Origin of the sequence: Pseudidiomarina donghaiensis (assembly GCF_900116895.1) — a bacterium.
GTDB lineage: Bacteria > Pseudomonadota > Gammaproteobacteria > Enterobacterales > Alteromonadaceae > Pseudidiomarina > Pseudidiomarina donghaiensis.
In genome coordinates, this window is record NZ_FPCF01000001.1 from 491,947 (window position 1) to 514,130 (window position 22,184).

A 22,184-nucleotide genomic window follows, 5' to 3' on the forward strand; every position below is an offset into this window, starting at 1 on the left:
GAAAAAAATACAAAAAACTGTAATTTTGTTGGTTTCGTAGGTTGCCGAGCCGACTGTTTTTGATTAGTATCGAGTACTGATCGATTGGTGTTTATGTAATGTTAACGTTTCATAAGCCTCGGTCGGAACGAGCACGAAAGCGTTCACGTGCCGATTTTAAACCTAGTAAATCACTTAAAAAGTGGTCCAGGGAGAAGATATGTATACTAATAACAAATTAGCTAAGTCTGTACGCTTAGCGCTAATGTTCGGTGGAGCTTCACTTGCGTTCACTGGTACTGCAGCAGCGCAAGACCAGTCAGAGGAAGCACAAGCTGAAGAAGCGCAAGAGCGTATTCAGGTAACCGGTTCACGTATTAAACGTACTGACCTTGAAGGTGCGGTACCTTTGACAGTTATCGACCGTGAAGCTATCGAGCTTTCTGGTGACTTGTCTGTAACTGACGTACTACGTGGTACTACTTTTAACTCATTCGGTTCATTCCGTCCGCAATCTGGTAGCTCAGCGCAGGGTACTGCGTCTATCGATATGCGTGGTTTGGGTGCTGACCGTACGTTGGTACTTGTAGACGGTCGTCGTCTTCCTAAGTCACCTTCTACCGGTTCAACTCAAGATTTGAACACCATTCCAATCGGTGCTGTTGAGCGTATCGAAATCTTGTCTGACGGTGCATCTGCGGTGTACGGTTCTGACGCGATCGGTGGTGTAATCAACATCGTAACTCGTAAAGACTACAGCGGCGCTGAAATCAGCGTTGGCGCTGGTCAAGTAAGCTACCCAGAAGAAGGCGGTGACCGTGAGAACGGTACTATCACTTTTGGTGCTGCTGATGCAAACACCTCATTGTTAGGTGGTGTATCTTGGAACCAACGTGACATCATTTTCTATCGTGATTTCCCATATGCTGGTCAAGGTTCATCAGTATACGGTAACAACTGGACACCTTGGTCAAACTACGGCGTGTTCACTGAAATCCCTAACGGCTGTCGTGAGCCAAACTACATTGACACCACTATCGGTGGCCGCGAGCGTTGCCAGTACAACTTTAACGCGACTAACGCGAACGAAGCGTCTTCAGCGAACGAGTCTTTGTACTTGAAAGGTGAACACCGCATCAACAACAACTGGAAAGTTTACGCGACTGCAACTATCGCTAAAACTGAATCTTTCGGTCGTTATGCGCCAGTTCCAGATTGGGCTGAAATCGCTCCAGATAGCTATAACAACCCAACCAACCCAGATGCTTGGTTCTATGACACCGTAAACAACCCTAACGCAGTTGCATTCGACCCTGCTAACGGTGGTTCTTTCGGTAATGGTCCTGAGTGGGTTGACTCATATCACCGTTATGCTTCACTTGGTAACCGTGATGGTTTCGTAAACAACGAAAACACTGACTTGTTGGTTGGTGGTTCAGGCTTCATTGGTGACATCGAGCTTGACTTCGGTTTACGTCGTAACCGCAACAAAACTTACGATATCGGTTATAACTACATCGTTCGTTCAACTGCTAACGACTACATCTCAAACTTTAACCCAGGTTACTGTGGCGATGGCTCGTTCGACGCTGTGAACTGTCGTTACGGTTATGACATTCAGAACCCAACGAACAACTCAGACGACGTTCTGAATGCAATGAAAGCGACTATTTCGCGTATCTCTAAGTTTGACCAAGACGAAGCATACTTGAACGCGTCATTCGACGTGGCAGAAACTGACGCTGGTGTTATCCAAGCGTTCGTTGGTGCTGAGTACCGTAAAGAAACTTACGTTGACCAATACGACTCATTGTCAGAAGCTGGTCAAATTGGTGGTTCTGCAGGTAACTCTGCGGGCGGCGACCGTACTGTTAAGTCTGCGTTCTTCGAAGTATTAGTTCCAGTAACTATGGACTTTGAATTGAACTTCGCAGGTCGTTACGACAAATACTCAGACTACGGTAACGATTTCTCGCCTAAAGTATCTTTCCGTTGGGAACCAACTGACGGCTTAGTATTCCGTGGTTCATACGGTGAAGGTTTCCGTGCTCCGTCACTGGATATCTTGACTGCTAAGACTTCGTTCTCTGCAGTATCTGTAAACGACGCTGATACTTGTGCGGTATTAGGTTCTTGCCCAGTTCAGGTAGACACTTACATTCAGTCTAACCCGAACCTTGAGTCAGAGCAGTCTACTCAGTACGCTTTAGGTGTTGCTTACCAGCCTACTGATTGGTTGAACATGACTGTTGACTACTGGTCAATCGAAATCGACAACCGTATTCAGTACTACGGCCCAAGCACTATCTTGGCTCGTGAAGCTGCGCAAGAATTCATTCCAGCTGGTTTGGGTGTAACTCGTAACCCAACTAACAACGTGATCACTCGTGTTGACGCAGGTTACGGTAACGAAGGTTACGTAGAAACTGACGGTATCGACTTGAACGCACGTACTAACTTTGACTTCGGTTCAATTGGTGCATTGCAAACTAACGTAACTGTAAGTTACACCAACGACTACAGCCTAGACGGCGGCCGTAACTTCATGGGTGACCCAGGCTTGCCTGAGTACCGTGCAAACATCGAGAACTTGTGGACTGTTTCTGACTTCTCATTTGTTTGGAACATGAACATCATCGGTGACCAAGCACAGTGTGGTATCGGTTATGAAGCAGTTGGTAACAACTGTGTAACTAACGCTGCAATGGATGAGCGCAACGGTCACTGGGGTACTTATGTAACTCACGATTTCCAAGCTAACTACGCAACTTCTTGGAACGGTCGCATCACCTTAGGTATGCAGAACGCGTTCGAGAAACTGCCACAGTTAACTCCATACGGCGGTCGTGACTACAACTTCGACTTGTACGATGACTACGGTCGTATCACTTACTTCCGTTACACTCAAGTATTCTAAGAACGCTTGAGTTAGCGATAAGCTAAGTTATTTAAAAGCCCGCGGTTCGCCGCGGGCTTTTTCGTTTGTGATAATCAAAATATGAACTAGTATTCAAAGCAAAAAAAGGCTCCACAAGGAGCCTTTTCCAATATCCAATATCGTATTTGCTTTTAACAGTTAACCTTTGGCAACAGTCACAGCCCAACCGAACTTGTCATCGTCAAGCTTGAACTCTTCAGCGCTGAACTTAGCACCGAGCTTCTCAACTTGCTTCTGTAATGCCGTAATGTCTTTCTTGGCAAAGGCCGCGTTGTTTTGATCAATTAATCGCTGTTTGTGATCGTTTACTGAATGATATTCATAAGCTAACTGTTTAACGCAGTCTTCGATGGTATTACCGGCAACGCGCTCTAAAGTGCGGGCAATGCGACGTACAATGTCTGTCACCCAAACTTGTTGTTCTGGTTTGCTGAACTTTTCTTGCAGTTCACGCATCATCCATTGAATGCTTTGTGCCAGTATTTTTTGATGGCTAAATTCTTGCCAGCCCTTGTCACCTAATTGCGGAATCGCTTGGCTTGCAAGGTCAATATAAAGGTCGGAAAGTTGGAACAATGGTGAGTCATTTAAAACACTTTCGATAACCTCAATACCAGCCTGCGAGCTTTTAACTAGGCTGCTAGAACTATTGTGCACAATAAAGTGTGCTTGTCCGTTATCTTTAAGGGTATCGATAATGACTTTGATGGCATCTTTACGATCGGCGTATTCAAAACCGAACTGACTAATATAGGCATCAACGGTCGCCGTTTTGAACGGTGCTTTTTCAATTGGGGTTTCGCTGTGAAACTGAATTGTTTTGAGTTTTTTTGCCAGTGCGGGTGACTGCTTCTGTAAGCTTGCGGCTGGATCAATTTTCGCCGCGTCGATACCGTGAATATTAAAGTCTTTGGTTTCAGTTTTGCTGTAATCGTGAGCTAACAATGCCAACGCACCGTTACCCGTGCCAATGTCGACAATAGCAGCTTCGGCAGGAAGGGATGTAAAAAATGCATCCCAATGTTGCTTTAGGGCACCGGTATAACCGCTGCTAGCTTGGCCTTCAGCGAAGCTGTTGAGAACTCCGCTGTACTGCCAGTATTTACTCCAATGTTCCATGTTTACCTCGAATGGTTATTGTTCTATTTTTTGGCGTCTCCGGCAGGAGTCGAACCTGCGACCTGCCCCTTAGGAGGGGGCTGCTCTATCCAGCTGAGCTACGGAGACGCGTTAGCAAGTATGCGCACTACTTTGATAAATGCTCAGCGAAGAACGACTCAAGCTCTTTGTATAGTTCGAGCTTATATTCTTCTTTGTAAAATCCGTGACCGTCTTCACGCACGAATACTTTGTAGTCGTCTTTACCGGCACTATCGAGAGCTTTGGTCAAGGCATGCATGTGGTCAATAGGCACTCGCACGTCTCGGCTACCATGCACAAGGTACAGCGGCACCTTAATTTTATCAACATTGTAAACGGGAGAATTCGCCTTAAGTACTTCTTCGTCAGTACCGACGTAGCGTTCCCAGACTTTTTTACCACGCGAGGTTTCTTGCACATCGCCAACTTCATACATCAGCGGCAATGAATAAACGCCAACATAGCCGACTGAACACTGATACAAGTCTGGCTCGCGGATGACGCCCATTAACGCGGCGTAGCCACCATAACTACCGCCGTAAATACAAATACGGTCTTCGTCGGCAATGCCTTGCTTAATGGCCCATAGGGTGCCGTCAGTTACGTCGTCTTGCATTTCGCGGCCCCATTTTTGGTAGCCAGACTGCTGGAAGTCGTAACCATAGCCGCCAGAGCCGCGGAAATTCACCTGTAATACGGCGTAACCACGGTTTGCGAAAAACTGTACTTCTGAGTTGAAACCCCAGGTATCGCGAGGACCATGAGGCCCACCATGAACGTTAACGATCATTGGCAGTTTGGTTTTTCCGTCCCAGTCACGAGGCGTGGTTAGATACCCGTGAATGGTGATGTCGTCGCGCGTGGTGTAAGAAATTGGCTGCATTGGCGCCATATCTTCGGCGTACAGGTTCTCTCTTGGCGCAGCGATAAAACTAACCTGCAATGTTTCAGTGTTTAACAGATAGAATTCACCGGCATTGCGGTCTGAACTCACTGAAATAATCGCCTGCTTTTTATCTTTTGTGGTACTGGTAAAACGAACCCGTTGACCCGGGAAGGCTTGTTCGAGTTGCTTTAGCAATTTTGCCGATTGCGTATCATTTTCAAAATAGACGCGTTCAATTTTGCCAGGCATAAACTCAACGCCGAGTAACTCACCGGACATACCGGTTACCGTTGTATAGACATCGACCAGATCGTTACCGGCAATTTTCTCAAGGGTAGCAAGCTGGGTATCAAAGCGATAAACCTGTGTTGTCGCGTCCCAGTTGTTGGTAGACAAATACGCGAAGCGGCCGTCGTCTGAGTAGCCATTAAGTAAAACGGTTGCGCCCTCGCGGAAATTTTCAATTTCGTATTCTACCCAGTTGTCTTTGCCAAAAGGCTTATAGAACAAAGTGATGTGCGATTTGAATACGTCATCTTCGTCGGGCTCAATGATATAGCCAATACGCAAGTTGCCCTTGTTGTCTGGGCTAACACCATTCGCTTTAGGCGGTTGATCGGCTTCATAAAAGGTACGCGCATTGTTGACATTAAGCCGATGAACTTTGACTTCACCACCATCACGCCAATGATAACGACCAATAAGTATATGCTCAGGGTCATCTGGTAATAGGCTTAACAACGAGTAGCCGGCTGTATCCGAAAAGAATAATTGTAAACGATTGCTACCGTCGGCGTTGGCCGCATACAAGTTGCGTGGGCCACCTTGGTTGTCCCATAAGCCGACGTATTTTTGGCTGGCAAAAATAAACCGCTCATCTGTGACCCAGTGAATATCGCTAAAACGCTGATTTTCTGCCAAGTTGAAGCTACTAGCAACCTTACTGGTTTCACGGTTAAAAACGAGAATTTGATCGCGATCGCCAGCGTTTGATTTTATGGCGAAATATTTACCCGTTGGGGAAATAACGACGTGCTCATAAGCAGCGTTTTTAAAGAAATACTCAATTGGCAATTTCTCGACCGAATTGTCTTTGTTTGTCGTTTGCGCAAAGGCGCTCGGTGACAACATCAGCGCACATGCCAGTGATGCTGTTATCAATGCACGAAACATATAGAGTTCCCTAGTTGTAGTTATAAAATGTTCAACAACATTATCCTAACTTTTAACCCAGGTATCGACCCCTAAATTGGCTATTTCATGAATTATTAATGAATTGAAACAAAAAAACCGACCACTTGGGTCGGTTTTTCGAGATGGTGTAATCGGTAGATTACAGCGCGTTGATTTTCGCGCTCAAACGGCTCTTATGACGAGCAGCTTTGTTTTTACCAATAAGACCTTTAGTTGCGTAACGGTCAAGAATTGGTTGAAGGCCAGTAAATGCCTGCTGAGCAGCCGCTTTATCGCCTGCTTCAATAGCAGTAATTACTTTCTTCAATTGGGTACGCATCATAGAGCGACGGCTCGCGTTGTGGCGACGGTTCTTTTCCGCTTGTACCGCACGCTTTTTAGCAGACTTAATGTTAGCCAAGGTGAACTCCTAAAATTCGTTATCTGTTTGCAATGGTTTTGTAGGGCGGGGAATATGCCTGTTTTTCGTCTTAAAGTCAAGGGTGAGTTTCGTTATTCGTGCGCTTCGCTGTTCGTCCGTTACACTATTCGTGAAAGCGTTAAACAAGGAGTGTTGACGATGGAAAGCAATATAGAAGAAGGAGCGACAGAGGAAGCAATAAAGACTTCATGCAATTTCTATATATTGCTCGCGGTTCTCTTGCTGAACTTAAGACACAATTACGAATTGCTGTAAGTCTAGGCTATATTACATCGGAAGAAAATGAATTATTATCACGGGCATACCAATTATTAAATGCACTTATCCGAGTTATAACGTTACGAACAGCGAAGCGGACGAATAACCAATAACGAACAACGAATAACCAATAACGAACAACGAACAACGAACAACGAGATACCTTTATGTGGAAATTCATTAAATACAGCTTACTCGCTATTTTAGTAGCGGCAACCGTGCTGGTAACCAATGCCATTTGGTTTAAGCCGTTTTCTATTCGTGTGTTTTATGACCGCACTATGCTTGAGCAAGCGATGGAGTCGCCGCAAACCCTGACGTACTTGGGCTTGTTTGATCAGTTTGGTATTCGTGGCCACAATGCTGAGCTTGATGACACCAGTATTGCCAAAGCTGACGAGGGTTATGCTGAGTTAAAAGAAACCTATGCAACTTTTCAGTCGTATGGTCGCGAAGGGCGCGAGGGGCAAGATTTAATTTCGTACGATATTTTTGACTATTTTTTAAGCCAACAAATTGAAGGTGAAAAGTGGCGTTATCATAGCTACTCGGTGAACCAAATGACTGGGCCGCATGTGAATTTGCCATCATTTATGACCGACATGCATCGTGTTGAAGACCACGAGGGTGCCGAACACTATGTGGCGCGTTTGCAAGCGTTTAAGCCTTACTTTGACGGTGTGTTGGCGAAGGTGGACGCTAGTACGGAGCGTGGTATTATTCCGCCGCGCTTTGTCGTTGATGCGGTAATTGAACAGTTGCAAGGGTTTATTAGCCCGGCGGTAGCTGACAACGTACTGGTGACTTCGCTGCGCGATAAGCTGGCGAAAACGGAAATGAGTGCTGCGCAGCAGCAGGAGCTGGTTACACAGGCTGAAACGGCGGTTCGTCAACAGGTGTACCCGGCTTATCGCGACATGTTGGGCTATTTTGTGGCGTTGGCACCGAAAGCAACGGACGACGCAGGGGTATGGATGCTGCCAAATGGCGATGACTACTATGCGTACCAGTTAAAGCAATTTACCACCGAAGATATTTCAGCTGACCAAGTGTACCAGACAGGGCTTGATGAAGTTGCGCGCATTCATGCTGAAATGCGGGTGATATTTGACGGCCTTGGCTATGATTCTGAAACACCGATAGGCACGTTGCTGCAACAATTGAATGCTGATCCGCGGTTTTTATATGAAGACTCGGCAGCGGGCCGTGAGCAAATTTTGGCTGATTACACGGCAATTTTAGGCGACATTGATAAGCTAATTGACCCCGCGTTTCGCAAGCGCCCGCAAGCTGAATTAGAAGTGGTGCGGGTACCGGAATATGCTGAGCGCAATTCTGCGGGTGCTTATTATCAGGCGCCGTCGCTAGACGGCTCACGGCCAGGGCGATTCTACGCGAATTTATACGACATTACTGCAACGCCTAAGTACGGTATGAAAACGTTGGCGGTGCATGAGGGGGTGCCTGGGCATCATTACCAAATTGCGTTGCAGCAAGAAATGTCAGGGTTGCCTATTTTCCGCTCGTTTGTACCATTCTCGGTGCATACCGAGGGCTGGGCGCTGTATACCGAGCAGTTGATGGCTGATTTGGGTTTTTACCAGAACGACCCTTACGGTAATATTGGCCGTTTGCAAGCGGAGTTGTTCCGCGCCATTCGTTTGGTGGTGGACACGGGTATGCATGCTAAGCGTTGGACGCGTGACGAAGCGATTGACTACATGGCAGCTAACGGTGGTATGGCGATGTCGGATGTGGTGGCTGAAATAGAGCGTTACATTGTTTGGCCTGGTCAAGCAGTGTCTTACAAAATGGGCATGATGAAGTTTGTTGAGCTGCGCGAAAAAGCTAAACGCGAGTTAGGTGACAAGTTTGATATTCGTGACTTTCATGATGTGATTTTAGAAAGCGGCTCAATGCCGTTGCCTATATTAGAGCGTTTAATTGACGAATACATTCAACAAAAAGCGGCTACGGCCGCTTAATTTGCAGCCGTAGTTTGCAGTATCTACAACGAGGTTAATTTGTCTAGGCAACTGGCTAAATCCGGCATCATCGTTAGCTTCATGACCCTAATTTCGCGTGTGTTGGGCTTGGCGCGCGACGTTGTCATTGCGAACCTAATGGGTGCCGGTGCAGCGGCGGATGTGTTCTTTTTTGCGAATAAGATTCCTAACTTTTTGCGGCGGCTGTTTGCTGAGGGAGCGTTTGCGCAGGCGTTTGTGCCGGTGTTAACGGAGTATAAGCAGGGTAAGACGTTGGATGAACAGCGACTGCTCATTGCTCGGGTGGCGGGTACGCTGGGTACCTTGGTGACTATTGTTACGCTGGTGGGCGTGGTGTTGTCGCCGGTGGTGGCTGCGTTGTTTGGTACGGGTTGGTTCTTGGACTGGTACCATGACGGGCCGCAGGGGCACAAGTTTGTGCTTGCGGCGGATTTACTGCGTATTACTTTTCCGTATTTGTGGTTTATTACCTTTACTGCGTTAGCTGGGGCGATTTTAAACACCATTGGTAAGTTTGCGGTGGCGGCGTTTACGCCAGTGTTTTTGAATATTGCCATTATCGTATTTGCTATTTGGCTGGGGCCGCAGCTGGAACAGCCGGAGTATGCGCTGGCGTGGGGTGTGTTTGTTGGCGGCGCGGTGCAGTTTTTGTTTCAAATTCCGTTTTTGAAGCGTGCTGGTTTATTGGTGCGGCCGCGGTGGGGGTGGGGCGACCCTGGGGTGACGAAGATTCGTACCCTGATGATTCCGGCGTTGTTTGGGGTTTCAGTTAGCCAAATCAATTTGTTGCTCGATACCTTTATTGCGTCGTTTTTAATGAGCGGTTCGATTAGTTGGTTGTATTACTCTGACCGGCTGCTGGAATTTCCGTTGGGATTATTTGGTATTGCGATTGCGACGGTTATTTTGCCGGCGTTAAGCTCACGGCACGTGGATAAGTCGGCGGATGAGTTCAGTAAAACGCTCGATTGGGGCATTCGTACTGTGGTGTTGCTGGGTTTACCGGCTATGGCTGGGTTGATTGTGTTGGCCGAACCGATGCTAATGGTGCTGTTTATGCGCGGTGAATTTACCCCAGAAGACGCCCGTTTGGCTTCGTACAGCCTTTTTGCCTATGGTTCTGGGTTGCTCAGCTTTATGCTGGTGAAAGTGCTCGCTACGGGCTTCTATTCGCGTCAAGACACCAAGCGGCCGGTTAAGTACGGCATTATCGCGATGGTGTCGAACATGGTGTTCAACGTCATTTTCGCGATTCCTTACGGTTATGTTGGCTTAGCTATTGCGACGTCGCTGTCGGCGGCAGTGAACGCAGGCCTGCTGGGGTATAACCTTTGGCGCGACGGCGTGCTTAAGCGCTACCCAGGCACGTTAACCTATTTGACGAAGGTTGCTGTGGCGGTTATGGCCATGGTTGCGGTGGTGCTGTATTTGGCGCCTGCGCGACAGTGGTGGTTGGCAGCTGAGTTTGTTGCGCGGGTGTGGCAGTTGGCGTTGTTGATTGGCGCGGGTGCGGGCACATATTTGTTCGCGCTGTTGTTGCTGCGGGTGAAGGTTCGTTAATCGTTATTCGTGATTCGTCCGCTTCGCTGTTCGTCCGCGCTTCGCGCTGTTCGGAAAGAATAATCACGAACAGTGAGGCGTAGCCGAACAGACGAACAGTGAAGCGGACGAATAACGAACAACGCTTTTCAAGGGACTAAATTTGGTCTTTATTTGGACTTATTAGGTATTCTCAACTAAACTTACTCCTGTAACCACCAATCAGGAGCAAGTGCCATGTACACCGTTAAACGCCCCCGCGTGACCACCGTTTCAGGGTTTAAAAAAGAAATTGCCACGATGGATGTGAACGAGCCGGTTTTGGTCACGCAAAACGGTGAGCCCTTGTATGTGGTGCAAGACCCTGCACAGTACGAAGCCATGCAAGAGCAGATGGCGATGTTGAAAATGATTGCACTGGCGGAAAAGGATGTTCGGGCTGGTCGTGTTGTATCGAGCGACGAGTTATTCAAAGGACTGGAAGAGAAAGGTGCGCTCGATGACCACAATAGTTAATTATTCTGATTCATTTATTTCGCAACTGGATGCAGAGTTTAATTACCTTCGCAAAAAGGTCGGTTCGCGCGCTTCCTCAGAATGGCTAGCCCAGATCATGAAGCGTTTCGAAACTAAGGTAAAGCCTTTCCCTCTGAGCTGCCCTCGATGTGATGAAGCGATGGTGCTCGGTTACGATAATTATTACGAATATATTGATGCGAAGTCTCAATGCCGTGTGATTTATCGCTTTAATGAGCAGGTGACTGCTTTATTATTTATTCGAACAAGACAAGATTTGCGTGATCAGCTATTTCAGTTGGTATTAATGAGTCCTTAGTGTCTGGTGAGCGTTTGGCGAGCCTGTTATAATCGCCGCTTTGTTAATCGATTCACTTCATTCCTGAATAATAGGCTTGTAACGCGCTGATGCAATTAATTCGCGGAATTCATAATATTCGCCCTGAACACCGTGGGTGTGTACTTACTATTGGCAACTTCGATGGGGTTCATTTGGGTCACCAGGCGGTGTTGGCGCAGGTGAAGGCGCAGGCGCTTGCGCGGGGTGTACCGGCAACGGTCATGACCTTCGAGCCGCAGCCGCAAGAGTTGTTTCAGCCGGAAAAGGCGCCAGCGCGGCTGACGAATTTTCGTGAAAAACACATGGCGTTGCGTGCGCAGGGCATCGATCGGCACATTGTGATTGAGTTTAGCCGCAGGTTTGCGAATTTGCCGGCGCGTGAGTTTATTGAGCGTGTGCTTGTTGACATGCTTGGCGTGCAGTTTTTGGTGGTGGGCGATGATTTTCGCTTTGGCCACGGTCGTGAAGGTGACTTCGCGATGCTGCAACGAGCGGGCGCTGAGCTTGGTTTTGAGGTTGTGGATACGCAAAGTTATCGGCAACAACAGCAGCGTGTGAGTAGTACGGCGATTCGCCACTGTTTAAGCGACGGCGATTTTACTCAGGCGGCGGCCATGTTAGGCCGGCCTTATGCATTTGCAGGGCGAGTGGTGCATGGCGAGAAAAAAGGCCGTACTATTGGCTTTCCAACCGCAAATATTCAGTTAAAGCGCTTGCATTCCCCCTTGCAGGGAGTTTTTGCTGTGCAGGTGCAAACCAATGATGGCAAAATGCATGCAGGGGTTGCTAATATTGGTCGTAGGCCGACATTGAATGGTGAGCGGGTGCAACTTGAGGTGCATGTGTTCGATTTTACCGGTGATTTATATGGGCAGCAGCTGACTGTGGTGCCGACGCACTTTATTCGCGCTGAACAAAAGTTCGCTGATTTTGCGCAACTGCAACAGCAGATAGCACGTGACGCTGAGGTAGCCCGGCGTTTGACGCCGGGTAGTGCGCAGCACTGTTAATCTGCGGGCTACAAAGTAGTTAATGTACGAGTTACAGATTAAAATTTGAGAATAACGACGCTTCGCGTCACCCGGCGTGAAACGCCGGGCTACAGGCCATGGCGTACGAAAAAGGAATCAAAAATGACCGACTACAAACACACACTGAATCTGCCGGAAACAGAATTTCCGATGCGTGGTAATTTGGCGCAGCGTGAACCGCAGATGCTGAAGCAGTGGTACACCGACGACGTGTACGGCCAAATTCGCCAAGCTAAGGCGGGTAAGCCGGTGTTTATTTTGCATGATGGTCCTCCGTATGCGAATGGCGATATTCATATTGGTCATGCGGTGAATAAAATTTTGAAAGACATGATCGTGAAGGCGAAAACCTTGAGCGATTTTGACGCGCCTTATGTGCCGGGTTGGGACTGTCATGGTCTGCCGATTGAGTTGCAGGTTGAGAAAAAGCATGGCAAGCCGGGCAAGAAGCTAACGGTTGCTGAGTTCCGCCAGAAGTGCCGTGACTATGCGTTAACGCAGGTTGACGGTCAACGTGAAGACTTTAAACGTTTAGGGGTGTTTGGTGATTGGGACAACCCGTATTTGACCATGAACCCGCAACAAGAAGCAGACAGTATTCGTGCGTTGGGTAAAATTATTGCCAACGGCCATATGCAACAGGGCTTTAAGCCGGTGCATTGGTGTACCGACTGTGGTTCTGCGTTGGCGGAAGCTGAGGTGGAATACCAAGACAAGCGCTCGCCGGCCATTGATGTTGGTTTTACGCCGGTAAATACCGATGAATTGGTGGCGAAGTTTGACCACCCAGAAGGGCATGCCGGTGACGGTGAAGTGATGGTGGTTATTTGGACCACGACGCCGTGGACCATTCCGGCTAACCGTGCCATTTCGTTGCACCCAGCGCTTGATTACGCGTTGGTGCAGGTTGAAGCAACGGACGAGCGCCCAGCAATGCGTTTGGTGTTAGCGGACGACTTAGTGAAGTCAGCTATGGAACGTTGGGGCTTTAACGACTACCACAAGCTTGGTTTTGCGAAAGGCGAAGCGCTTGAGAACTTGCAAGTAAATCACCCTTTGTTTGCGGACATTCAAGTGCCGTTGATTTTGGGCGAGCATGTAACCACCGAGTCGGGTACGGGTTGCGTGCATACCGCGCCAGGCCACGGTGTGGATGACTTTATTGTTGGCCAGCGCTATGGCATTGAGGTGTACAACCCGGTGGGTGACAACGGTGTGTATAAAGACGACACGCCAATGTTTGCCGGCCAGCACGTGATGAAAGCAAACCCGAATATTGTTGATGCGCTGCAAGAAGCTGGGCGTTTGGTTCACCATGAAGCATACAACCATAGCTATCCGCATTGTTGGCGCCATAAAACGCCGATTATTTTCCGTGCGACGCCACAGTGGTTTATTAGCATGGACAAGCAAGGCCTGCGCGCGAAAGCTTTGGCTGAAATTAAGCAGGTTCGTTGGGTGCCTGAGTGGGGCCAAAGCCGCATTGAAAGCATGGTTGATGGCCGCCCAGACTGGTGTATTTCACGCCAACGTACCTGGGGCAACCCCATTGCGGTATTTGTGCGCCGTGACAACGACGAATTGCATCCGCGTACGCTAGAGCTGATGGAAGAAGTGGCGAAGCGCGTTGAAAAAGACGGTATTCAGGCTTGGTTTGACCTAGAGCCAGAAGAGTTGTTAGGCGAAGAAGCAGCAGAGTATCGTAAAGTAACCGACACCTTAGACGTGTGGTTTGACTCGGGCGTGACGCATGAAGCGGTATTGAATAAAACGCCGGGCTTGCAGTGGCCGGCTGACTTGTACCTTGAAGGCTCAGACCAGCATCGCGGCTGGTTCCAGTCGTCATTGCTAACAGGCGTTGCCATGTATCAACAGGCGCCTTATAAGCAAGTGCTTACCCACGGTTTTACCGTTGACGGGCAAGGCCGCAAAATGTCGAAGTCTATCGGTAACGTCATTGCGCCATTAGAAGTCATGAACAAGTTGGGCGGCGATATTCTGCGTTTGTGGGTAGCAGCGACCGATTATTCCGGCGAAATGACCGTTTCTGACGAAATTTTGAAGCGTGCGGCAGATAGCTATCGCCGTATTCGTAATACCTCGCGCTTCTTGTTGGCTAACATTAATGAATTTGAGCCAAGCCAGCACGCTGTTGCCACTGCAGACATGGTGGCGATTGATAAGTGGATTGTGGCGCGTGCCGTTGCCTTGCAAGAAGAGCTATTAGCTGCACTTGACGATTATCAGTTCCACGTAGTGGTGCAAAAACTGATGCACTTCTGTTCGATTGAGCTGGGCAGCTTCTATTTGGACGTGATTAAAGACCGCCAGTACACGGCAAAAACTGACAGTACTGCGCGTCGCTCATGTCAGACGGCCTTGTACCATATTGCTGAAATGTTGGTGCGCTGGTTAGCGCCAATTTGTAGCTTTACCGCACAAGAAATTTGGGACGCCTTGCCGAAGCAATTAGCCAATGGTCAGGCGCGCAGCAAGTATGTGTTTACCGAAAGCTGGTACCGCGACGCGGCGCAAATTAGCGTCAGTGCTGCTGACAACGAGTTGTGGCAAACCGTGCTTGAGGTGCGTGACGAAGTGAACCGGACCTTAGAGCAAGCGCGTCGTGATGAACTCATTGGCGGCTCGCTACAAGCTGAAGTGACCGTGTTTGCAGTACCAGATATTGCTAGCCAATTAACCAGTTTGGGCGATGAATTGCGCTTTGCGTTTATTACCTCAAGCGTGCAGGTGCAAGCTGTCAACGAAGCACCGGCTGGTGCGGTAGCCACTGAACTCGACGGCGTTTGGGTGCAAGTTGCGAAGTCTGCTCATGCCAAGTGCGACCGTTGTTGGCACCACCGTGAAGAAGTCGGCACCATTGCCGAGCATCCAACATTGTGTTCGCGCTGCGTGACCAACGTGGACGGTGAAGGGGAGGAGCGCCGCTTTGCTTAATAAAATTATTGGCGAGAAACCGGCTGGATTACAAAAACGAGCCAGTGGCTTGCGTTTTTTGTGGCTGACGCTTGCACTTATTGTGGTGGATCAATTGACCAAGCAATGGGTGATTCGTGTTTTCGATTTATACGAAAGCATTGAGGTCATGCCGTATTTAAATTTAACCTATGTGCGTAATATGGGCGCCGCGTTCAGTTTCTTGAGCGATCAAGGGGGCTGGCAGCGCTGGTTATTTACATGTTTAGCCATTGCCGTAAGCGTGGTGTTGCTGATTTGGTTACGCCGTAACCCAGTGGGTATGTGGCGTCAGAACTTAGCTTTCTCGCTAATTTTAGCGGGTGCTATTGGTAACGTTATCGACCGTATAATCTACGGTTACGTTATCGATTTTCTTGACGTATATGTGAATGATTGGCACTGGCCGGCATTTAATGTGGCCGATATGGCAATAACGGTCGGTGCGGTCTTAATGTTACTAGAGGCGTTTTTTGAACAGCGCCAGGAGCCTAAAGCATGATCAGTCGTCTCCCGATCGAACACGGTCGTGAAGTGATTTTGCATTTCACCATTAAATTAACGGATGATTCGGTTGCTGACAGCACCAAAATGTCAGGTAAGCCTGCGAAGTTTCGCATGGGCGATGGTTCGCTTACCGAAAACTTTGAAGCGTGCCTAGTTGGTTTGAAAGCGGGCGATAACCGCGAGTTTGAGCTTGCGCCAGAAGACGCCTTTGGCATGCCAAACAAAGATAATTATTATCAGGTCGATACCACCAAATTCGGTGCGGATAGGCCTGAAGTTGGTCAAATTTTCACGTTTCCACAATCCGACGGCACTGAGCTTCCGGGCATTGTACGTGCAATTAATGATCAGTTCGTGACCATTGATTTCAATCATCCGTTGGCGGGCCAGAGGGTTCGTTTCGCCGTTGAAATCATTGAGGTAAATCCTTAAAGAGCCGTTATTCGTTATTCGTGCGCGCTGCGCGCTGTTCGTCCGCTGCGCTGTTCGAAGTACAAGAACGAACAGTGAGCGTAGCGAACGGACGAACAGCGAAGCGGACGAATAACGAACAACGCACTTGGAGTTTTAGATGAATATTGTTTTGGCGAATCCGCGGGGGTTTTGTGCCGGTGTTGACCGAGCGATAACCATTGTCGAGCGCGCGTTAGAAATTTTTGAGCCGCCTATTTATGTGCGCCATGAGGTGGTGCACAACAAATATGTGGTGGACTCGTTGCGTGATCGCGGGGCGGTATTTGTTGATGAGCTTCATGAAGTGCCCGATGACAGCATTGTGATTTTCTCTGCTCATGGCGTTTCGCAGGCGGTGCGTCAAGAGGCGAAAGACCGTGGTTTGCGGGTATTTGACGCAACTTGTCCGCTGGTGACCAAGGTGCATATGGAAGTAACGCGTGCCAGCCGTAAGGGCCACGAATGTGTGTTGATTGGTCATGCTGGGCACCCAGAAGTTGAAGGCACCATGGGGCAATACAATAACCCGAAGGGTGGTATTTATTTGGTTGAGTCGGTTGACGATGTGGCGAAGCTTACGGTGAAAGACGCGAAGCAGCTTCATTATATGAGTCAAACCACGCTGTCGGTCGATGATACTGCCGATGTGATTGATGCGTTGCGGGCCAAGTTTCCGGATGTTCAGGGGCCGCGCAAAGACGATATTTGTTATGCCACGCAAAACCGCCAAGATGCGGTGCGTGAGTTAGCGGCTGAAGTGGATGTGTTGTTCGTTGTGGGAGCGCGCAATAGCTCGAATTCCAATCGCTTGCGTGAGTTGGCGGAAAAAATGGGTACGCCAGCTTACTTGATTGATGATGCGAGCTGTATTGATCAAGCGTGGTTAGCGGGCAAAACCAATGTCGGTGTGACGGCTGGCGCTTCGGCTCCGGAAGTATTGGTGCAAAACGTTATCAAGCAGCTGCAGGCGTGGGGCGGACAAACCGTTCAAGAGCGCAGTGGCCGCGAAGAAAATATCACCTTCTCTATCCCCCCAGAACTCCGCGTAGTAGAGCTGTAGCCCGGCGTTTCACGCCGGGACGTGGCACGGGCCACGGTCATTGCCGAAATGGCGGCGCTATTGCCCGTGGCACGGCCACGGTCATTGCCGAAATGGCGAGGATAACGCCCGTGGCATGGCCATTCCCTAAATGGCGAGGATAACAGCGCTGCGCGCTACCCGGCGTGAAACGCCGGGCTACAGTAATTTGGCGGCGCCAAATTACTGCCAGCAGGCGGCGGGGGTTTTTTGGTCGTTCTGATTGATGGACATGGTTGCGCAGTCAGTATCTGCGACTTGAGCGCCTTTTGCTGTGGCTGTAAGCGTATATGTCTCGGCGGCAATGTTCGACACACTAAAATTGTAAAATTCGCTTGACGATGTAAAGCCCAATTCGGCAATTGTTGCATAATTTGCATTGCGTAAGCGGTACTCTTCTTGTGCCATTTGTAGTTTCATTAACTCGGCCATAGCGTCTGCTCTGCGGCCTTGCTGCACATAACTCACAAAGTTGGGGTAAGCAATTGCGGCAATAATGCCAATGATTGCTATAACGATCATTAGTTCTATTAAGGTCATACCGCCTAACTTTTTTTCAACTTGCATTTATTCCACCTGTTTATACTATGCTTAGCTATGATTCGTTGTTTGCTCAGTTATTGGCTCGGTTATTGAGCTTAGCTTTGTTCTGAGCTTTATTCTCGTGAGCTAAAGTGCCTTGTGGCGGTACTTGCTCAAACACGAGTTCAAGAGTACGTTGTTCATTAGTACGATAAATTTGGAATAAACGCAATGCGTCAAGGGTTTACTTTACTAGAGCTTATCGTCACCTTGTTAATTCTCAGTATTGTGCTGGGTTGGGGTGTGCCTGCCACTATAGATATGGCACGAACCATGCGCTTGCAGGGTGCCGCGCAAGACACCTATGCGCTCTTACAGTACGCGCGCTCTGATGCGCTAAGCAGTGGCGAGAACCGCTTTGTGGTTTGGGATGATGAAGACGGCGCTTGGTGTGCGGCGGTTGCTGACAATGACGACTGTGATTGTCTAACCGAAGATTGCTCGATCAATGGCGTATTGCGACAAATCAATGGTACTGACTACTCTGGAGTGGTTCTCAGTGCTGCGGCTTTTTCGGCAGGTGAACATACGCGTTTCGACGCCATGCGCGGATTGGCTGAAGGTAACGCCGGCACGGTTAGTTACCAGCTGCGCGATAGTACTAATGCGGTTGAGCAAGAAGTGCGCGTGGTAGTGAGTACGCTTGGGCGCTTACGCTATTGCCAAGTTGGCGACGCAGGGAGTTACCCAGCATGTTAAAGCAACGCGGCTTATCATTAGTAGAGTTGATGATTACTATAACGCTTGGGTTAATTCTGATGGCGGCGTTAACTTCTGTTTTTTCACACACGCTCGGTACTAATTCGCGTAGTTTAAAGCTTAGCCAGTTGCAAGAAGAAGCAACCGCGGTCATGGACTTGCTGGTGGGTGATTTGCGCCGCACAGGGTATCGCGCTAATGCTCATCTGTTAGTGGTTGACCCAGATAATGCTGTCGCCGGCTTCAATAATACCATTACAGTTTCACAACACCCCGACGAAGCGGCAAATAGCTGCATTATTTTTGACTATGACGCGAACAGCAACGCTGTTCATGATGGTGACACGGAACGCTTTGGTTACCGTTTGCGTAATGGCCAAATTCAGCGCCGTAGCGCGGGGTTGGGTTGCGCTGATGCCGGTTGGGAAGGCCTCACGAGCCCAGACTTAATACAAGTGGATGTTTTGGAATTTTTGCTCACGGAGCGCATGTTAGAGAATGTCAACGAGCAAGTCGTTAATGTTCTGGCTGTTGTTTCTATACCGAGCGACGAAGAAGTATCTCGTGAGTTAGCTACTGAAGTGGTGATTCGCAATGCGTACTAAACAAACCGGCTTTGCCACAATAACTATTACTGTATTGCTACTGGCAGTCATTATTCTAGTGACCTTGTACACTGCGCGATTCAAAATGCAGGAACAACGCATTATGCGTAACCACGCAGGGATGCAGGAAGCTACCATGGTGTCTGAAGCAGCACTTGAGCAGGTAATTATTCAGCTAGATAACAATAAAGATAACTTAGACCGAACAATAACCGGCACTATTGGCGGCGCAAGTTATTCAGCGACAACGGTCAGTACACGGTTTAACAATTCTCTACGTGGCGTTGTTGATGTCGTTGATATTTCTTTAACGGCAAATTCCGCTGACGGGCGGGCGCGGCGTGTGTTAAATCAGCAAGTTGCGGTACTACCTATTATCCGCTCCGCGCCAGACACTCCGGTAGCGATTAAGGGCACAATGAATGTTTCAGGTAACTTTCAGGTCGCCGCAAACCCAAATGGTGGTGGCGATGGTGTCCCACTTTCTATTTGGACATCAGGTGATGTGGATATTAATGGTAGCGGCAGTACCTGTGGTCAACAGGAATACACTGAAGGGCGCTGCTCCTCGAGCCCGTTTAGCGAACGTGGTGAGCATGGCGTTGATATTCTAGACAATGACCCAAACTTTCCGCCCGATTTATTTGAGTATCTGTTTGGTGTGCCTGAGTCGCAATGGGAAACATTGCGTGATGCAGCAACCATGATTATACCGAATTGTAGTAGTTTAGGGCCAAACTCAACGGGGTTGATTTGGGTTACCGGCGATTGCGCGCCTGGTACCGATATTGGCAGCGAGGAAAATCCGGTTGCGTTGATTGTGCAAGACACGAATGTGCGAATAAATGGCAACGTGACGATCAATGGTTTGGTTTTTTCATTTCGCACTCCGGGAAGTACCGCATCGCCAGAATTAAAGCTCAATGGCGGCGCAAATATTCAGGGGGCTGTCATGTCCAATTATGACCCTGACTTATCAAACGGGACGCTGATGGTGCGTTATAACGAGGAAGTTTTAACTAACATCGTGACGAATGACCGTTTTCGACGGATTTTTCGAATAGGGGGAAGCTGGCGTGACTTCTAAAAACTATGTTCGAGGTTTCACCTTTGTTGAAGTGCTGGTTGCTCTGGTTATTATTGCCGTTGGGGTAGCTGGCTTAGTGAGCCTGCAAAGTCACTTCTTGAAAAGCTCGGTGCGAGCTTCAGATCGCGCGACAGCGCTGTCGCTTGCGCAGGCACACATTGAAGACATGCGCTTTCAAATGTATGAAGATTTAGCTTCGGGCAGCAACACCGAAAGTGTTTCAGGAAAAACATTTGCGCTCGATTGGTCGGTGTCGCCGCAATATTTCAATAGTGGATGGGTAACAACGGGCGATGCTAACCTGCCTAATCCTTTACCTGCAGAACCTGATGCAAAAGCTGTTGCAGTAACGGTTACCTGGACGGCTCGAGGTGGTGAGACAGAAACTGTATCGACTGAAGCGTGGTTGAGCCGATTTGAGATGCGTGATGGTGGGCTTGCCACGACGGCACCGCCGCCGCGCAACGAGCCGAAAGTAACCTACACACCGGGTGCGGCACCGGAAGTTGTTGCGATAAAATTGACGGATGACAGTAACGCGACCGTTTATCAGGTCAAGGAAACAACGCGGCCGACCCCTCGTATACAATCCAAAGGTGATAAACGTATGGTTACCTTTGATACGGTAACCTACGACCAAGCGACGCAAACACAACGGGTAGAGGATTTCGTTACGGTAGACTGTTTGTGCAAATTCGATGGAGTTCAAGCCGATGTTGGCGTCACGCCGCAACGACTTACGTTAGTGGATGGTCAGTTGGCATTGGACCCAGACGGCGGCACCCAGGTGACTAAAATGGTGGGGGTTCCTGCGGATAGTAATCAGTTAGAACTATGTGACAAATGTTGTCGTGATCACCACGATAACTTTGACATGGTTGCTGAAGGTAACGTGTACCGCCATGAAAGTTTCGGTGCCCGCATGCCGAGTGGCGATCACCGCCATTTTCGTTGGTCAAATGGCTTTTTGGTGCAGGCCGGGTTAGGCGAAAACTACCTTGAGTCGTGCCGTATGCGCCGTGTTGATGGTTGGTATGAAGTATATTCAGACTGGCAGATGCATGCAGTCACTGCGTCGACTTCAGACTACTTAGTGAATGAAACCTCGGCAGCCAACTATGGTGACTATGTGCGCTCTGTTGTACGCGCTCTAATAAAAGGGGAACCACTACCCGAGCCGTTAAATGATCGTGATACGACAATAGTGCCGGGCGCTTACCAATTTATTGGTCGGGCAATTTATTTAGACGATATGACCAATGAGCACTTAGCGACTGTACGTCAGGCAATTACCAACGATGAACCAGACTGGATCACGAAAGTACCGTTTTATGAGGTGAACGTGACACTTCTTGGCGAGTGGGATTCAAGTTTAGAAGCAGTGGCAACGGTTACCAACGAAGAAATTAGTACCATTGTAAACCCCGAAGAAGACTACTATGGCAATTACAGTCGGGGCCGTGTTCAAGCCATTTCTGGTGGGCAGTCTACGGTCAATATTGTCGTCAATGAAGGGAATAGCGGTATTCTTGGTGTGGCGCCTATTCATCCGAATGAAGTCAACCAAACTATAGCCAGTAACTTAACGGTGACGGTACGAGCAGTTACCGAAGACGACCAGACCAACCTTTATTCGATAAGTGGTCAGTTTGAGTGCTTGTACCGAAAAGTAACTGGACAAGGCGAGTCGTGGGAAGCCTGTAAGAAAAATGACTACAATGGTTTGACGATTAGTACGTCCGATTTAAATATTTCGTGTGACTTCAACTATGTTGGTACCGGTGGCACGCCAAGCTATTCTTGTTCGGGCATTCGCCAGGGTAGTAACTTAACGGTGACAATTAGTTCAACCGCAGGAAATACGGTTTTCGAGCCGAGCACGATTACTGTATCGGATATCAATACAAACGTGCCTCAGGACATAAAAATGACCGTCAATAATTGATCCAAAA

General features: G+C 48.7%; 18 protein-coding genes, 1 tRNA gene and 1 pseudogene. 15 read left to right on the top strand and 5 right to left on the bottom strand.

The window, feature by feature from the left end:
• The first annotated feature begins 199 nt into the window (after positions 1 to 199).
• On the top strand, positions 200 to 2,896 hold the full coding sequence (locus tag BM334_RS02325; RefSeq protein WP_092837359.1) for a TonB-dependent receptor plug domain-containing protein: 2,697 nt from the start codon (positions 200 to 202) through the stop codon (positions 2,894 to 2,896).
• Positions 2,897 to 3,055: 159 nt separating this feature from the next.
• Here the strand turns inward: BM334_RS02325 and BM334_RS02330 are convergent, their stop codons facing one another.
• The 4 genes from BM334_RS02330 to rpsT form a co-directional block, all read right to left on the bottom strand.
• A complete protein-coding gene (locus tag BM334_RS02330; protein WP_092837362.1) occupies positions 3,056 to 4,036 on the bottom strand; it encodes a class I SAM-dependent methyltransferase in 981 nt (326 codons plus the stop codon).
• A 31-nt stretch (positions 4,037 to 4,067) separates the two neighbouring features.
• Positions 4,068 to 4,144, bottom strand: a tRNA-Arg gene (locus BM334_RS02335).
• A 19-nt stretch (positions 4,145 to 4,163) separates the two neighbouring features.
• Positions 4,164 to 6,116, bottom strand: coding sequence for an alpha/beta hydrolase family protein (locus BM334_RS02340; RefSeq protein ID WP_092837365.1), 1,953 nt, complete (start codon positions 6,114 to 6,116; stop codon positions 4,164 to 4,166).
• 160 nt (positions 6,117 to 6,276) lie between these two features.
• Positions 6,277 to 6,537 (bottom strand): 30S ribosomal protein S20, encoded by a 261-nt coding sequence (gene rpsT, locus BM334_RS02345; RefSeq protein WP_055438433.1) that lies wholly within the window; start codon positions 6,535 to 6,537, stop codon positions 6,277 to 6,279.
• Positions 6,538 to 6,731: 194 nt separating this feature from the next.
• Between rpsT and BM334_RS12945 the strand changes: the two are divergent.
• From BM334_RS12945 to ispH, 10 genes and pseudogenes are all read left to right on the top strand, one after another.
• Positions 6,732 to 6,929: pseudogene (locus tag BM334_RS12945) on the top strand (four helix bundle protein); the annotation flags it as partial.
• Between the two features lie 54 nt (positions 6,930 to 6,983).
• On the top strand, positions 6,984 to 8,801 hold the full coding sequence (locus BM334_RS02355) for a DUF885 domain-containing protein (protein WP_092837369.1): 1,818 nt from the start codon (positions 6,984 to 6,986) through the stop codon (positions 8,799 to 8,801).
• An 81-nt stretch (positions 8,802 to 8,882) separates the two neighbouring features.
• Positions 8,883 to 10,382, top strand: coding sequence for a murein biosynthesis integral membrane protein MurJ (gene murJ, locus BM334_RS02360; protein WP_420849416.1), 1,500 nt, complete (start codon positions 8,883 to 8,885; stop codon positions 10,380 to 10,382).
• Between the two features lie 216 nt (positions 10,383 to 10,598).
• The gene (locus BM334_RS02365) at positions 10,599 to 10,877 is read left to right on the top strand and encodes a type II toxin-antitoxin system prevent-host-death family antitoxin (protein ID WP_092837375.1); all 279 of its coding nucleotides are present in this window, start codon (positions 10,599 to 10,601) and stop codon (positions 10,875 to 10,877) included.
• Entirely contained in the window at positions 10,861 to 11,196 is a 336-nt protein-coding gene (locus tag BM334_RS02370) for a hypothetical protein (RefSeq protein ID WP_092837377.1), read from the top strand. Before BM334_RS02365 ends, BM334_RS02370 begins: the two co-directional genes overlap by 17 nt.
• Before the next feature lie 89 nt (positions 11,197 to 11,285).
• Positions 11,286 to 12,227 (top strand): bifunctional riboflavin kinase/FAD synthetase, encoded by a 942-nt coding sequence (ribF, locus tag BM334_RS02375; RefSeq protein WP_092837380.1) that lies wholly within the window; start codon positions 11,286 to 11,288, stop codon positions 12,225 to 12,227.
• A 123-nt stretch (positions 12,228 to 12,350) separates the two neighbouring features.
• The gene (gene ileS, locus BM334_RS02380; protein ID WP_092837383.1) at positions 12,351 to 15,203 is read left to right on the top strand and encodes an isoleucine--tRNA ligase; all 2,853 of its coding nucleotides are present in this window, start codon (positions 12,351 to 12,353) and stop codon (positions 15,201 to 15,203) included.
• Complete coding sequence (gene lspA, locus BM334_RS02385; protein ID WP_241970887.1) at positions 15,196 to 15,723, top strand: signal peptidase II; 528 nt, start codon at positions 15,196 to 15,198, stop codon at positions 15,721 to 15,723. The genes ileS and lspA overlap by 8 nt, the downstream gene beginning before the upstream one ends.
• Positions 15,720 to 16,160 (top strand): FKBP-type peptidyl-prolyl cis-trans isomerase, encoded by a 441-nt coding sequence (gene fkpB, locus BM334_RS02390; protein WP_092837385.1) that lies wholly within the window; start codon positions 15,720 to 15,722, stop codon positions 16,158 to 16,160. The genes lspA and fkpB overlap by 4 nt, the downstream gene beginning before the upstream one ends.
• 139 nt (positions 16,161 to 16,299) lie before the next feature.
• Positions 16,300 to 17,241 (top strand): 4-hydroxy-3-methylbut-2-enyl diphosphate reductase, encoded by a 942-nt coding sequence (gene ispH, locus BM334_RS02395; protein ID WP_092837388.1) that lies wholly within the window; start codon positions 16,300 to 16,302, stop codon positions 17,239 to 17,241.
• Between the two features lie 201 nt (positions 17,242 to 17,442).
• Here ispH and BM334_RS02400 read toward each other — a convergent pair whose 3' ends face one another.
• Positions 17,443 to 17,826, bottom strand: a complete 384-nt coding sequence (locus BM334_RS02400) for a type IV pilin protein (RefSeq protein ID WP_092837391.1) — start codon at positions 17,824 to 17,826, stop codon at positions 17,443 to 17,445.
• A 186-nt stretch (positions 17,827 to 18,012) separates the two neighbouring features.
• Here BM334_RS02400 and BM334_RS02405 point away from each other — a divergent pair, with 186 nt between their 5' ends.
• Genes BM334_RS02405 through BM334_RS02420 form a run of 4 tightly spaced genes read left to right on the top strand, consistent with a single transcriptional unit; the run spans position 18,013 to position 22,177 of the window.
• The gene (locus tag BM334_RS02405; protein ID WP_092839225.1) at positions 18,013 to 18,540 is read left to right on the top strand and encodes a GspH/FimT family pseudopilin; all 528 of its coding nucleotides are present in this window, start codon (positions 18,013 to 18,015) and stop codon (positions 18,538 to 18,540) included.
• Positions 18,534 to 19,145 carry a prepilin-type N-terminal cleavage/methylation domain-containing protein gene (locus BM334_RS02410; protein ID WP_092837394.1) on the top strand — a complete coding sequence of 204 codons (612 nt, stop codon included), beginning with the start codon at positions 18,534 to 18,536 and terminating at the stop codon, positions 19,143 to 19,145. The genes BM334_RS02405 and BM334_RS02410 overlap by 7 nt, the downstream gene beginning before the upstream one ends.
• Entirely contained in the window at positions 19,135 to 20,232 is a 1,098-nt protein-coding gene (locus BM334_RS02415) for a pilus assembly PilX N-terminal domain-containing protein (RefSeq protein WP_092837397.1), read from the top strand. The genes BM334_RS02410 and BM334_RS02415 overlap by 11 nt, the downstream gene beginning before the upstream one ends.
• A complete protein-coding gene (locus BM334_RS02420) occupies positions 20,222 to 22,177 on the top strand; it encodes a prepilin-type N-terminal cleavage/methylation domain-containing protein (RefSeq protein WP_092837400.1) in 1,956 nt (651 codons plus the stop codon). The genes BM334_RS02415 and BM334_RS02420 overlap by 11 nt, the downstream gene beginning before the upstream one ends.
• The last annotated feature ends 7 nt before the right edge of the window (positions 22,178 to 22,184 follow it).

Excerpts from the sequence above, each read along its gene's own strand:
- BM334_RS02325 (WP_092837359.1), top strand. The coding sequence starts at position 200 with ATGTATACTAATAACAAATTAGCTAAGTCTGTACGCTTAGCGCTAATG.
- BM334_RS02330 (WP_092837362.1), bottom strand. The coding sequence starts at position 4,036 with ATGGAACATTGGAGTAAATACTGGCAGTACAGCGGAGTTCTCAACAGC.
- BM334_RS02340 (WP_092837365.1), bottom strand. The coding sequence starts at position 6,116 with ATGTTTCGTGCATTGATAACAGCATCACTGGCATGTGCGCTGATGTTG.
- BM334_RS02355 (WP_092837369.1), top strand. The coding sequence starts at position 6,984 with ATGTGGAAATTCATTAAATACAGCTTACTCGCTATTTTAGTAGCGGCA.
- murJ (WP_420849416.1), top strand. The coding sequence starts at position 8,883 with ATGACCCTAATTTCGCGTGTGTTGGGCTTGGCGCGCGACGTTGTCATT.
- BM334_RS02365 (WP_092837375.1), top strand. The coding sequence starts at position 10,599 with ATGTACACCGTTAAACGCCCCCGCGTGACCACCGTTTCAGGGTTTAAA.
- BM334_RS02370 (WP_092837377.1), top strand. The coding sequence starts at position 10,861 with ATGACCACAATAGTTAATTATTCTGATTCATTTATTTCGCAACTGGAT.
- ribF (WP_092837380.1), top strand. The coding sequence starts at position 11,286 with ATGCAATTAATTCGCGGAATTCATAATATTCGCCCTGAACACCGTGGG.
- ileS (WP_092837383.1), top strand. The coding sequence starts at position 12,351 with ATGACCGACTACAAACACACACTGAATCTGCCGGAAACAGAATTTCCG.
- fkpB (WP_092837385.1), top strand. The coding sequence starts at position 15,720 with ATGATCAGTCGTCTCCCGATCGAACACGGTCGTGAAGTGATTTTGCAT.
- ispH (WP_092837388.1), top strand. The coding sequence starts at position 16,300 with ATGAATATTGTTTTGGCGAATCCGCGGGGGTTTTGTGCCGGTGTTGAC.
- BM334_RS02400 (WP_092837391.1), bottom strand. The coding sequence starts at position 17,826 with ATGCAAGTTGAAAAAAAGTTAGGCGGTATGACCTTAATAGAACTAATG.
- BM334_RS02405 (WP_092839225.1), top strand. The coding sequence starts at position 18,013 with ATGCGTCAAGGGTTTACTTTACTAGAGCTTATCGTCACCTTGTTAATT.
- BM334_RS02410 (WP_092837394.1), top strand. The coding sequence starts at position 18,534 with ATGTTAAAGCAACGCGGCTTATCATTAGTAGAGTTGATGATTACTATA.
- BM334_RS02415 (WP_092837397.1), top strand. The coding sequence starts at position 19,135 with ATGCGTACTAAACAAACCGGCTTTGCCACAATAACTATTACTGTATTG.